The organism is Pseudomonas sp. R19M, from assembly GCF_050312585.1.
GTDB lineage: Bacteria > Pseudomonadota > Gammaproteobacteria > Pseudomonadales > Pseudomonadaceae > Aquipseudomonas > Aquipseudomonas palleroniana.
This window is the reverse complement of the sequence record NZ_JBNPJV010000053.1, coordinates 14,336-26,423: the sequence shown is the minus strand read 5'-3', so window position 1 is coordinate 26,423 and position 12,088 is coordinate 14,336. Positions and strand designations below refer to the sequence as shown.

Sequence of the window (12,088 nt, the reverse complement as noted above, 5' to 3'; positions counted from 1 at the left end):
CGTACGTCAGATACACCGCGCCGCCTGCATCGCGGGCAAGCCCACTCCCACATGAACCGCGCCGCAACAGGTATACTCCCGCTCTTTTTTCCGGAGCGACGTCATGTCCCTGCCAAGCCTGCGTCTCAAAGCCAACGCCGATCGTCGTTTGCGCAACGGCCACCTGTGGGTCTACAGCAACGAAATCGACGTGGCCGCCACCCCACTTCACGGCTTCCAGGCAGGCGACCAGACCATCCTGGAAGCGGCCGGCGGCAAGACCCTCGGCATCGTGGCCATGAGCCCGAACAACCTGATCTGCGCCCGCCTGCTGTCGCGCGACATCAAGTTGCCGCTGGACAAGTCGCTGCTGGTACACCGCCTGAACGTCGCCCTGTCCCTGCGTGAGCGCCTGTTCGACAAGCCGTTCTACCGCCTGGTCTACGGTGACTCCGACCTGCTGCCGGGCCTGGTGGTCGATCGTTTCGGCGACATCCTGGTGGTGCAGATTGCTTCGGCGACCATGGAAGCCCACAAAGACGACGTGATCGCTGCGCTGACCCAAGTGCTCAAGCCAAGCGGCATCCTGTTCAAGAACGACTCCGCCGCACGTGACGCCGAGGGCCTCAACCGCTACGTCGAAACCGTGTTCGGCCTGGTGCCGGAGTGGGTGGCGCTGGAAGAAAACGGCGTGAAATTCGAAGCCCCGGTGATCCAGGGCCAGAAGACCGGCTGGTTCTACGACCACCGCATGAACCGCGCGCGCCTGGCCCCGTATGCCAAAGGCAAGCGCGTACTCGACCTATACAGCTACATCGGCGGCTGGGGCGTGCAAGCTGCCGCCTTCGGCGCCAGTGAAGTGTTCTGCGTCGACGCCTCCGCCTTCGCCCTTGATGGCGTAGAACGCAACGCCGCGCTGAACGGCTTCGCCGAGAAAATGACCTGCATCGAAGGCGACGTCTTTGAAGCCCTGAAAGAACTGAAAGCCAGCGAAGAACGCTTCGACGTGATCGTCGCCGACCCACCGGCCTTCATCAAACGCAAAAAAGACATGAAAAACGGCGAAGGCGCCTACCGTCGCCTCAACGAGCAAGCCATGCGCCTGCTCAGCAAGGACGGCATCCTGGTCAGCGCCTCGTGCTCCATGCACCTGCCGGAAGACGACCTGCAAAACATCCTGCTGACCAGCGCCCGCCATCTGGACCGCAATATCCAGATGCTCGAACGCGGCGGCCAGGGCCCAGACCACCCGGTGCACCCGGCGATTGCCGAGACGCGGTATATCAAGAGCATTACTTGCCGGTTGTTGCCGAATAGCTAAGTAACACAAGGCCCCCTGTAGGAGCGAGCTTGCTCGCGAAAAACGCAAGGACATCGCGGGCTACCTGATAGCGCTGCGTTATCGTTGACGTTCTTCGCGAGCAAGCTCGCTCCTACAGAGAGATAGGTCACAACCAGATGGCGTCCCACAGCGGGTACTGGCCAATATGTTTGACCAGTCCTGCTCGCAAGGGATTGGCCACGATGTAACGGGCCATGGCCTTCAAGTCTTCCTCCCGACGAAGTGCACGGTCGAAATAGCCCTTTTGCCATAAGCTCCCGAACGAACACCTGGCCTTATTAATCGCACGGGCACTACGCGACTTGGTGATACGCATCAACCTCGGCAAGTCGCCGTTATGCAACTCGACCAGCCAGTGAAAGTGGTCAGGCATGACTACCCAGGCCAGCGAAGTCGCCTCCCCCTCTTCCTGGGCCGCCCTGAACTCACTGACAAGCAACCGGCCGATGCGCCAGTCCTGAAAGACACATTGCCGTTGATGAGTCACCACAGTAATCAGGTAAATGCGGCCCGACTCCGAATAGCGCCCGGCGCGTAGCCTATGTGCATGTTGTTGAGTGGACATTCCATCGTCCTCTTCCGTGAGTGGAAGAGAAACGGTAGGCGTTGCGGCGTCGATGGGCCTTTAAACAGTGGTTCTGAATATGTCCCGCCCCTGTAGGAGCGAGCTTGCTCGCGAAAAACCCATAGACGACGCGGGCTATCTGATAGCGCCGCGACTTCGCTGACGTTTTTCGCGAGCAAGCTCGCGCCTACAGGAAGACGGTGTAGAATCGGCCCTATTCATCGCCAGTCATCCCCCGGCGGGTTTATGAGCTCAAGGCCACTGCGCGCGGCGATCCCGTAGCGTTTGAGGCAACTTCCGGACACCACGGCCATTTTTCGGGTGTTCCTGACGTCAATAGAGGCTCACTTCCCTTTAGTACCTGATTAGCCGCCCGGAGTGCTCCATGCCAGATTACCGCTCGAAAACATCCACCCACGGCCGCAACATGGCCGGTGCACGCGCACTGTGGCGTGCCACGGGGATGAAGGATGACGACTTCAAGAAGCCGATCATCGCGATTGCCAACTCGTTCACCCAGTTCGTACCGGGCCACGTCCATCTCAAGGACCTGGGCCAGTTGGTCGCCCGCGAGATCGAGCGCGCCGGCGGTGTAGCCAAAGAGTTCAACACCATCGCCGTGGATGACGGCATCGCCATGGGCCATGACGGCATGCTGTATTCCCTGCCGAGCCGCGAGATCATTGCCGACTCCGTGGAGTACATGGTCAACGCCCATTGCGCCGACGCCATTGTGTGCATCTCCAACTGCGACAAGATCACCCCCGGCATGCTGATGGCGTCCCTGCGCCTGAACATCCCGGTGATCTTCGTGTCCGGTGGCCCGATGGAAGCCGGCAAGACCAAACTCGCCTCCCACGGCCTCGACCTGGTCGACGCCATGGTCATCGCCGCCGATTCCAGCGCTTCTGACGAGAAGGTCGCGGAATACGAGCGCAGTGCTTGCCCGACCTGCGGTTCGTGCTCCGGCATGTTTACCGCCAACTCGATGAACTGCCTGGTGGAAGCCCTGGGCCTGGCCTTGCCGGGCAACGGTTCCACGCTGGCCACCCACAGCGACCGCGAGCAACTGTTCCTCCAGGCCGGCCGCACCATCGTCGAGCTGTGCAAGCGCTACTACGCCGAGAACGATGAATCGGTGCTGCCGCGCAACATCGCCAACTTCAAGGCGTTCGAAAACGCCATGACCCTGGACATCGCCATGGGCGGGTCCACCAATACCATCCTGCACTTGCTGGCTGCCGCCCAGGAAGCCGAGATCGATTTCGACCTGCGCGACATCGACCGGTTGTCCCGCAACGTGCCGCAACTGTGCAAGGTCGCGCCGAACATTCAGAAGTACCACATGGAAGATGTGCACCGTGCCGGCGGGATCTTCTCGATTCTCGGCTCGCTGGCCCGTGGTGGCCTGCTGCATACCGACCTGCCGACCGTACACAGCCGTAGCATGGAAGAAGCGATCGCCAAGTGGGATATCACCCAGACCCGTGACGAAGCGGTGCATCACTTCTTCAAGGCCGGCCCGGCGGGCATTCCGACCCAGACCGCATTCAGCCAGTCGACCCGCTGGGAAACGCTGGACGACGACCGGGAAAACGGCTGTATCCGCAGCGTCGAGCACGCCTACTCCAAGGAAGGCGGCCTGGCCGTGCTGTACGGCAACATCGCCCTGGACGGCTGCGTGGTGAAAACTGCCGGTGTGGATGAGTCCATCCACGTGTTCGAAGGCAACGCCAAGATCTTCGAAAGCCAGGACAGCGCCGTACGCGGCATCCTCGCCGACGAAGTAAAAGCAGGCGATATCGTGATCATCCGCTACGAGGGCCCGAAAGGCGGCCCGGGTATGCAGGAGATGCTCTACCCGACGTCCTACCTGAAATCCAAAGGCCTGGGCAAAGCCTGCGCCCTGCTGACCGACGGCCGCTTCTCCGGCGGCACCTCGGGCCTGTCCATCGGCCACGCCTCTCCGGAAGCCGCCGCCGGCGGCGCGATTGGCCTGGTGCAGGACGGCGACAAAGTCCTGATCGACATTCCGAACCGCTCGATCAACCTGTTGATCAGCGATGAAGAACTGGCTGCGCGCCGGGTCGAGCAGGACAAGAAAGGCTGGAAGCCGGTGGAAAAGCGCCCGCGCAAAGTCACCACCGCGCTGAAGGCTTACGCCCTGTTGGCCACCAGTGCCGACAAAGGTGCGGTGCGTAACAAGGCGATGCTCGACGGCCTGTAAGCCTCCCCCATAAAAATGCCCCGCCAAGTGCGGGGCTTTTTTTTGCCGGGAGTATTCTCCAAAACACTGGAGGTCAATTGTGGGAGGGGGCTTGCTCCCGATAGCGGTAGTCCAGCCAACCCATGTATCGACTGACACTCTGCTATCAGGAGCAAGCCCCCTCCCATATCACTCCTGGTTACTGAATCTCGTCCGGCTTGACGATCACCCAGTTCTTGTCCGCCGTCACCGGCAACCCTTCCTTGGCCTGCGCCGCCGCGTGCTTGGCCATCATGCCGTTGAGCTGGGTCATGTACTTATCCTTACGGTTGACCCATAAGTGGATGCCGCCCTTGGCCACGTCCACATCGTGAAACAGCATGTAGCCATCGCTGGTTGGGGTATCCCCCCCGACGATCACCGGTTTTTTCCATTCGTCGATGTAGGTGAGGATCGCGGCGTGCTTGCCGGCCATCCAGGTCGCCGGGGTCCACAGGTAGGGGGTGAGTTCCAGGCCGAGGTTGGCCTTCTCATCATATTTGCCGGCCGTGATCTGCTTGCGTGCGGTGGTCAGCTCGCCGGTCTTGCGATCCTTGAGCAGGGTGCTCACGCCGATGACATTCTCAGGCTTGACGTTGTAGCCGTACTTCGGATCGGCAGCGACCATGCGTACCAGTTCCTCCGAGGCCGCCGTCATCACGTACACCTCGATGCCGTTCTCCATCAGCTTGTTGTACAGCTCGGCCTGGCCGGTGAACACCTTCGGCGGCTGGACCTCGGAGGTCTTCACCACATCACCTTCGTAATAGGTGACCGGCACGGGCTTGCCGGAGGCCATCAGCTCATCCACGTAGCCCTTGAGTTCTTTGAGGGTGAAGCCGGCAAAGATCTGCGCAACCCACGGGTAGCAAACCATGTCGTCGACTTCGCAGAGGCGATAGTAGTAGCTGAACAGGCTTTCCTTGTGGTCGGCGGTATCTTTGAACGGGATCAGCTTGAGGGAAGGGTCCATGGTGTCGCGGGTGATCAGGCCCTTGTTTTCAAGGTAGGGCAACAGGGACTCTTCGAGGTCGTAGCGGTAGCTGGTGTTATCCATGTCGAATACCGCGAAATTACCTTTGTTGGCGTTCGCAGCGATCATCTTGTTCAGTTGCTCGGCGGCAGGCGCCGGCCAATGCTTCAACTCGGTGGCGGCAGATGCCTGGCTGGCGAGGCCAAGGCAGAAGGCGGCGGCAAGTAATGTTGGCGCGAGCTTCATAAGCGTTTTCTCCCTGGGTCAAAGACATCGACGCTAACAAATCTGTATGACAGTTATCGCCCGAGCACGACCGCTTACATCGTGATCACGCCAAAGGCATGTGCCTGAGCGTCAGACGCTTATTCCAAAAACGACAGATACCATTCCATATCGGTATTAAATCAATATATTTCAAGCTGTTAGGCTTCCCGGTTCGCAATCGCAGGCTCGTGCGATTGGCTGCCTTCTCAACGGAGCTTTAATGAATCTGCCCCTGATTCTCAACTTACTGGTGTTCGTGGCCCTGTTGCTGGGCCTGGCACAAACCCGTCGGGCCCAATGGAGCCTCGCCAAAAAGGTCCTGTTCGCCCTCGCCCTGGGCGTGGTGTTCGGTACGGTTCTGCACACGATCTACGGTGACGGCAATCCAGTCCTCAAGGCGTCCATCGGCTGGTTCGACCTGGTCGGCAACGGTTACGTGCAACTGCTGCAAATGATCGTGATCCCGCTGGTATTCGCTTCGATCCTGAGTGCCGTGGCGCGCCTGCATAACGCCTCTTCCCTGGGCAAGATCAGTTTCCTGACCATCGGCACGCTGCTGTTCACCACCGCCATTGCGGCGCTGATCGGCATCGGCCTGACCAATCTGTTCGGCCTCACCGCCGAAGGCCTGGTAGCCGGCACCCAGGAAATGGCCCGCCTGCAAGTGATCCAGAGCGATTACGCCGGCAAGGTCGCTGACCTGAATATCCCGCAGTTGCTGCTGTCGTTCGTGCCGGCCAACCCGTTTGCCGACCTGGCCCGAGCCAAGCCGACGTCGATCATCAGCGTGGTGATTTTCGCCGCCTTCCTCGGGGTTGCCGCGCTGCAGCTGCTCAAGGACGACGTGGAAAAAGGCCAGAAAGTACTCAACGCCATCGACACCCTGCAAGCCTGGGTGATGCGCCTGGTGCGCCTGGTGATGAAACTGACGCCTTACGGTGTATTGGCGCTGATGACCAAAGTGGTCGCCGGCTCCAACCTGCAAGACATCATCAAGCTCGGCAGTTTCGTGGTGGTCTCGTACCTGGCCCTGGGCCTGATGTTCGTGGTGCATGGCCTGCTGCTGTCGCTGGCCGGGATCAACCCGTTGCGCTTTTTCCGCAAGGTGTGGCCGGTGCTGACGTTTGCCTTTACCAGCCGCTCCAGCGCGGCGGCGATTCCACTGAGCATTGAGGCGCAAACCCGCCGGTTGGGCATCCCGCAATCCATCGCCGGGTTTGCGGCGTCGTTCGGCGCGACCATCGGCCAGAACGGTTGCGCAGGGCTTTATCCCGCCATGCTGGCGGTGATGGTTGCCCCGACCGTGGGCATCAACCCGCTGGACCCGCTATGGATCGCAACCCTGGTGGCGATTGTGACCTTGAGTTCGGCTGGCGTTGCCGGTGTAGGCGGCGGTGCAACCTTTGCCGCGCTGATCGTGCTGCCGGCCATGGGCTTGCCGGTGTCACTGGTGGCGCTGCTGATTTCCGTGGAACCGCTGATCGACATGGGCCGCACGGCGTTGAACGTAAACGGGTCGATGACGGCGGGTGCGATTACCAGCCAGATCATGGGGCAGACGGATAAAGCGCTGCTGAATGCCGATGAGCACGCCGAGTTAGCGCAGGCCTGATAGACCGCTATCGGGAGCAAGCCCCCTCCCACACTTGAGCGCATTCTCATGTTGCAACGCGTTCAAATGTGGGAGGGGGCTTGCTCCCGGTGCTTTAAGCTTTTTCCCAGACTTCGAAGGTGTACGCCGGCTTATCACCGTCGGCCGGGTTCTCGACATTCGAAACCAGCTTCCACTGGTTCAAATCAAACTCCGGAAACCACGCATCCCCTTCCGGGCTCAGCGCCACGCGCGTCAGGTACAAGCGGTCCGCCTGTTCCAGCCCCTGCGCATACAGCTGCGCGCCGCCGATCAGCATCAGCTCATCCGCGCCTTGCTCCAGCGCCCACGCCTCGGCGCACTCGACCGCCGCGTCCAGTGATGGAAAAACTTGCGCACCTTCAAGCTCAAGATCGGTCTGACGGCTGACCACGATGTTCAAGCGCCCCGGCAACGGTCGGCCCAGGGAGTCCCAGGTCTTGCGCCCCATGATGATCGGCTTGCCAAGCGTGGTGGCCTTGAAATATTTGAAATCCCCCGGCAAATGCCAGGGCATGCTGTTGTCGACGCCGATCACACGGTTTTCACCGAGGGCTGCGATCAGGCTTAAAGGGAGAGTTTTTTTCATGGCGACGAGAATACCAGAGCCACGAGCCAGGGGTTATGCTCCAGGCTCACTGACACAACAGGATGGCGCGTGACGGCACTGAACCCACTGCACACACTCTGGCTGACGGAAACCGTGCGCCTGCGTGAAGAACACGCCGGCCCCCTGGAAGACCAGGAAGCCAACCGCCTGGCCCGCACGGCCGGTGGCGACCTGCCGACGCGTATTCAACAGCGCGCCCTGCACCTGGCCGAGCGCGATGGCCTGACTGCCGCCCTGACCCGCTGGCTGCAAGGCGCGCGCCTGGCCCTGGTGTTGCTGGCGATCGTCGCGATCGTCAGCGGCGCCGGCCTGGCCTTTGCCGCGCTGGGCAACGGGCTGGCCCCGGTCAACGTGTTCTGGGCCTTGGGCAGCCTGCTCGGCTTGAACCTGATCCTGCTGGTCAGCTGGGCCTTGGGCCTGCTGTTTGCCGGTGAGCACGGCGCCAGCCTGGGACGCCTATGGCTGTGGCTCAGCGAAAAGCTCGCCCGCGACGCCAAGGCCGCTCAGTTGGCGCCTGCGCTGTTGCTCTTGCTGCAACGGCAGAAACTCAATCGCTGGGCTGTGGGCGTGCTGGTCAACAGCCTTTGGCTGTTGGCGCTGCTCAGTGCCATGGTGATTTTGCTGACGCTGCTCGCTACCCGACGCTATGGGTTCGTATGGGAAACCACCATCCTTGGCGCCGACACCTTCGTCGCCGTGACCCAGGCCCTGGGTGCCCTGCCCGCGTGGCTGGGCTTCAATGTGCCGACGGTCGAGATGATCCGTGCCAGCGGCGACTCCGCGTTGAATATCGAAAGCGCCCGCCAGGCCTGGGCCGCGTGGCTGGTCGGGGTGTTGCTGGTTTACGGCATACTGCCCAGGCTGATCCTTGCCCTGCTGTGCCTGTGGCGCTGGAAACGCGGGCGCGCCGCCCTGCGCCTGGACCTCAACCTGCCCGGCTACAGCCAATTGCGCGAACGCCTGATGCCGAGCAGCGAACGCCTCGGCGTCAACGATGCCGCACCGGAGCAACTGCACGCCGTCACCGGCGGCGTCAGCGAACTGGAAAGCGACGGCGCTTTGCTGGTAGCCATCGAGCTGGACGATCAGCACCCCTGGCCTCCCAAATTGCCGGCCGGCGTCAAAAACGCCGGGATCCTCGACAGCCGCGAGTCGCGCAACAAGCTTTTGGAACAACTCAGCCGCTTCCCGCCGGCACGCCTGGCCATCGCCTGCGACCCACGCCGCTCACCCGACCGTGGCAGCCTGGCATTGATCGCAGAACTTGCGCGCAGCGCAACCGCCACCCGCGTCTGGCTGCTGCAAGCGCCTCCCGGCCAAGCCCTGGATGCCGAACGCCTGGGTGACTGGCACGCCGCACTGCAACAACTGGAGCTGCCTTTCGCCGACTGCGCACCGCTGAACTGGCTGGAGACCGGTCATGACTAAACCGCTGAAACTCGCTGTGGTCGGCCACACCAATGTCGGCAAGACCTCGCTGCTGCGCACGCTGACCCGGGATGTGGGCTTCGGTGAAGTCTCCCATCGCCCCAGCACCACACGGCATGTCGAAGGTGCACGGTTGTCGGTGGACGGCGAAGCCTTGCTGGAGCTGTACGACACACCCGGCCTGGAAGATGCCATCGCCCTGCTCGACTACCTGGAGCGCCTGGATCGCCCCGGCGAACGCCTCGATGGCCCGGCGCGCCTGGCGCGCTTCCTGGACGGCAGCGAAGCGCGCCAACGTTTCGAACAGGAAGCCAAGGTGCTGCGCCAATTGTTGGCCTCGGACGCCGGCCTGTATGTGATCGACGCCCGCGAGCCGGTGCTGGCCAAGTACCGCGATGAGCTGCAAGTACTGGCCAGTTGCGGCAAGCCGTTGCTGCCGGTGCTCAACTTCGTCAGCAGCAGCGACCACCGCGAGCCGGACTGGCGCGAAGCCCTGGCCCGTCTGGGCCTGCATGCACTGGTGCGCTTCGACAGCGTAGCGCCACCGGAAGACGGCGAGCGGCGCTTGTATGAAAGCCTGGCACTGCTACTGGAAAACGCCCGGCCGCAACTGGAACGGTTGATCCTCGACCAGCAAGCCCAACGCCAGGCCCGCCAGCAAAGTGCCGCACGCTTGATCGCCGAGCTGTTGATCGACTGCGCCGCTTGCCGTCGCAGCGTGGTTACCGAAGATGAGCAGCAAGCCATCAGCGATTTGCGCAAGGCCGTGCGCCAGCGCGAACAGAAATGTGTGGAAGCCCTGCTCAAGCAGTTCGGCTTCCGCGCGCAGGATGCCGCCGCCAGTGACCTGCCACTGCTCGACGGCCGCTGGGGCGACGACCTGTTCAACCCGGAGACGCTCAAGCAATTGGGCGTGCGCGTCGGGGGCGGGATCGCCGCGGGGGCGGCGGCCGGTGCCGGTGTCGACCTGCTGGTCGGCGGCCTGACCCTGGGCGCCGCCGCCCTGGCCGGTGCGATTGCCGGTGGCGCACTGCAGACCGCGCGCAGTTATGGCAGCCGCCTGCTGGGCAAGATCAAAGGCCAGCGCGAACTGACTGTGGACGACAGCGTGTTGCGCCTGCTCGCCCTGCGCCAGCGCCAGTTGCTCAAAGCCCTCAACCTGCGCGGTCATGCGGCCATGCACAGCATCAAGGTCGATACGCCGCAGGACAAAACCTGGCGCGAAGGCAAGTTGCCGGACGCACTGCATAAAGCCCGCGCCCATCCGCAATGGTCGTCCCTCAACCCCCACGCCAAGCTCAGCCAGGCTGAGCGCCAGGAGCAAGTTGAAGCGCTGGCTCTGCGCCTCGACGAAACCTAAGTCGCCAATGCCTGCCGGGCCTTGCCCTTGAGCACCTCGAGGTCGAGCACCGGCACGTGCATCTGCTTGGCCTGCTCGTCCCAATAGCGCAGGCGCAGGCTGACCTGGCAGAGCGGGTCTTGCTCGAAAGCCCGCGCTTCTTCTGCCGTCATCACGCCCCCTTGGTACTCCAGGGTACGGCGGCTGGCTTCGCTCAGGCGGGTGTAATAGTCGGGCTGGCTGAAGGTCAGGTAGCGCTTGGCTTGCACGTGATATTCCACCAGCCTGGCCATGCGTTCGCTGAACCCGGCCCGGCGCAAATAATCCGCGCCCAGCCGCTCATGGCTGACCACACCATAACCGCCCATATTTTCACCACCCTGGCCGCACAGATGCCCGATGTCGTGAAAAAACGCCGCCAGCACCACTTCATCGTCAAAACCCTCAGCCATTGCCCACTGCGCGGCCTGGGACATGTGCTCGATCTGCGACACCGGCTCGCCGATGTAATCCGCCGCGCCATGCCTTTCGTATAAACCGAAGACGTCGGCAATCACCTGCTCCGCGGTCATGACGCCGCGCCCCACAACGCACTGATATTGCGTTCGGCCAGCGCCGGCCCCACGCTCATGCCCACGCCGGTATGCATCAGCGCTGCGCTCACCCCCGGCGCCACGCGCAGGAATGAGAACGGCCCGGGACCGCGTGAGCCGTAGACACCTTGCCAGCGCTCCACCACCTGGATCTTGCACCCCAAGGTCTGCTCAGCCAGTTCGATCATCCAGTCATCGACCTGTTCGGCGTTGAACGGCGATGCATCGCGGCCGTAGTCGTGGGAATCGCCGATGATCAGTTCGCCATGGGGCGTCGGGCTGATCAGCAAGTGAATACCCTGTGCCGCCAGGTGAGGCGCTTCACGCAGGATCTGCGCCTGCACCGATGCAGCTTGCGGCAAGTCGGCGAAGGCGCCGTAGTGCACACAGCTGAGGCCGGTGAGCAACGCATGTTGCAGGTTCAGATTGACCGCCGGTCGCGCCCGCAGCATTTGCAAGCGGCAGATCTGCGGGTTGAGTTCGGCCATCGCCTCGGCCAGCAGCGTCTGGTAGTCGTGGCCGGAGCACACGATGACCTGCTCGCCACGAAAGCTGCCTGCCGTGGTGTGCACATGGTCCGGTTCGACGTCGCGTACCAAAGTGGAAAAGTGAAACTCGACCTTGAGCGTTTGGGCCAGATAGGCGATCAGCGCCGGAATCGCCTCGCGCGAATACAACTGCTGATCGTCCTTGCCGTGCAGCGCGGCGCGGTGATGGCGAAACTGGCCGCCGTACAGATCCTTCATCGCCGAGCCTTGCAGCAGCTCGACGTTGTAGCCGTGTTCCCTTGCGCGGCCGGCACAGAAGGCTTCGAGCAGATGCTCTTCGGCTTCGGTGCGGGCGAACAAGTACGAGCCGTTGCGCTTGAGTTGCAGGCCCGCCACTTGGGCCCAATGGCCCCAGATGTCACGGCTTTGCCGCGCCAGCTCGAACATCGGCCCCGGCGGCTGGCCGCTGACCAGCGCCTGGCCGAAGTTGCGCACCGAGGCGCCGAGCGGTGTGGCGCTACGCTCGAAGACCCTGACCTTGAGCCCGCGCCTGGCAGCCGCGTAGGCGTGGGACAGGCCGAGGATGCCGGCGCCAACAATCAACAGATCACTACTCATGCATTCCTCTC

At 62.5% G+C, this 12,088-nt stretch carries 10 protein-coding genes; 5 read left to right on the top strand and 5 right to left on the bottom strand.

Translation table 11 applies throughout. From position 1 onward, the window contains the following. The first annotated feature begins 103 nt into the window (after nt 1–103). Nucleotides 104–1,300: a class I SAM-dependent rRNA methyltransferase gene (locus tag ACQRBT_RS10865; RefSeq protein WP_412046173.1), complete on the top strand. Its 1,197-nt coding sequence runs from the start codon at nt 104–106 to the stop codon at nt 1,298–1,300. Between the two features lie 127 nt (nt 1,301–1,427). Here the strand turns inward: ACQRBT_RS10865 and ACQRBT_RS10860 are convergent, their stop codons facing one another. Then, nucleotides 1,428–1,886, bottom strand: a complete 459-nt coding sequence (locus ACQRBT_RS10860; RefSeq protein WP_060753491.1) for an REP-associated tyrosine transposase — start codon at nt 1,884–1,886, stop codon at nt 1,428–1,430. Nucleotides 1,887–2,271: 385 nt separating this feature from the next. Between ACQRBT_RS10860 and ilvD the strand changes: the two genes are divergently transcribed. After that, the gene (gene ilvD, locus ACQRBT_RS10855; protein ID WP_104994945.1) at nt 2,272–4,113 is read left to right on the top strand and encodes a dihydroxy-acid dehydratase; all 1,842 of its coding nucleotides are present in this window, start codon (nt 2,272–2,274) and stop codon (nt 4,111–4,113) included. 178 nt (nt 4,114–4,291) lie between these two features. Here the strand turns inward: ilvD and ACQRBT_RS10850 are convergent, their stop codons facing one another. Next, entirely contained in the window at nt 4,292–5,350 is a 1,059-nt protein-coding gene (locus tag ACQRBT_RS10850) for a phosphorylcholine phosphatase (RefSeq protein ID WP_090368182.1), read from the bottom strand. A 241-nt stretch (nt 5,351–5,591) separates the two neighbouring features. Here ACQRBT_RS10850 and ACQRBT_RS10845 point away from each other — a divergent pair, with 241 nt between their 5' ends. Then, nucleotides 5,592–6,983 (top strand): L-cystine transporter, encoded by a 1,392-nt coding sequence (locus ACQRBT_RS10845; protein WP_412046174.1) that lies wholly within the window; start codon nt 5,592–5,594, stop codon nt 6,981–6,983. Between the two features lie 94 nt (nt 6,984–7,077). On the opposite strand, the gene ACQRBT_RS10840 is transcribed toward ACQRBT_RS10845, so the two are convergent. Continuing rightward, nucleotides 7,078–7,590 carry a dihydrofolate reductase gene (locus ACQRBT_RS10840; protein WP_060753496.1) on the bottom strand — a complete coding sequence of 171 codons (513 nt, stop codon included), beginning with the start codon at nt 7,588–7,590 and terminating at the stop codon, nt 7,078–7,080. A 69-nt stretch (nt 7,591–7,659) separates the two neighbouring features. Here ACQRBT_RS10840 and ACQRBT_RS10835 point away from each other — a divergent pair, with 69 nt between their 5' ends. Next, nucleotides 7,660–9,039, top strand: a complete 1,380-nt coding sequence (locus tag ACQRBT_RS10835; RefSeq protein WP_412046175.1) for a DUF2868 domain-containing protein — start codon at nt 7,660–7,662, stop codon at nt 9,037–9,039. Further along, nucleotides 9,032–10,399: a DUF3482 domain-containing protein gene (locus tag ACQRBT_RS10830; RefSeq protein WP_090368175.1), complete on the top strand. Its 1,368-nt coding sequence runs from the start codon at nt 9,032–9,034 to the stop codon at nt 10,397–10,399. Before ACQRBT_RS10835 ends, ACQRBT_RS10830 begins: the two co-directional genes overlap by 8 nt. Here ACQRBT_RS10830 and ACQRBT_RS10825 read toward each other — a convergent pair. Both ACQRBT_RS10825 and ACQRBT_RS10820 read right to left on the bottom strand, forming a co-directional pair. Further along, nucleotides 10,396–10,950: a phosphonate degradation HD-domain oxygenase gene (locus ACQRBT_RS10825; RefSeq protein WP_090368173.1), complete on the bottom strand. Its 555-nt coding sequence runs from the start codon at nt 10,948–10,950 to the stop codon at nt 10,396–10,398. The two genes, ACQRBT_RS10830 and ACQRBT_RS10825, sit on opposite strands and share 4 nt — an antisense overlap. Further along, nucleotides 10,947–12,077, bottom strand: coding sequence for a TIGR03364 family FAD-dependent oxidoreductase (locus ACQRBT_RS10820; protein WP_412046176.1), 1,131 nt, complete (start codon nt 12,075–12,077; stop codon nt 10,947–10,949). Before ACQRBT_RS10820 ends, ACQRBT_RS10825 begins: the two co-directional genes overlap by 4 nt. Nucleotides 12,078–12,088 lie beyond the last annotated feature (11 nt).

Coding starts and splice junctions, on each gene's coding strand:
- ACQRBT_RS10830 (WP_090368175.1), top strand. CDS start 9,032: ATGACTAAACCGCTGAAACTCGCTGTGGTCGGCCACACCAATGTCGGC.
- ACQRBT_RS10845 (WP_412046174.1), top strand. CDS start 5,592: ATGAATCTGCCCCTGATTCTCAACTTACTGGTGTTCGTGGCCCTGTTG.
- ACQRBT_RS10840 (WP_060753496.1), bottom strand. CDS start 7,590: ATGAAAAAAACTCTCCCTTTAAGCCTGATCGCAGCCCTCGGTGAAAAC.
- ACQRBT_RS10825 (WP_090368173.1), bottom strand. CDS start 10,950: ATGACCGCGGAGCAGGTGATTGCCGACGTCTTCGGTTTATACGAAAGG.
- ACQRBT_RS10820 (WP_412046176.1), bottom strand. CDS start 12,077: ATGAGTAGTGATCTGTTGATTGTTGGCGCCGGCATCCTCGGCCTGTCC.
- ACQRBT_RS10850 (WP_090368182.1), bottom strand. CDS start 5,350: ATGAAGCTCGCGCCAACATTACTTGCCGCCGCCTTCTGCCTTGGCCTC.
- ilvD (WP_104994945.1), top strand. CDS start 2,272: ATGCCAGATTACCGCTCGAAAACATCCACCCACGGCCGCAACATGGCC.
- ACQRBT_RS10865 (WP_412046173.1), top strand. CDS start 104: ATGTCCCTGCCAAGCCTGCGTCTCAAAGCCAACGCCGATCGTCGTTTG.
- ACQRBT_RS10860 (WP_060753491.1), bottom strand. CDS start 1,886: ATGTCCACTCAACAACATGCACATAGGCTACGCGCCGGGCGCTATTCG.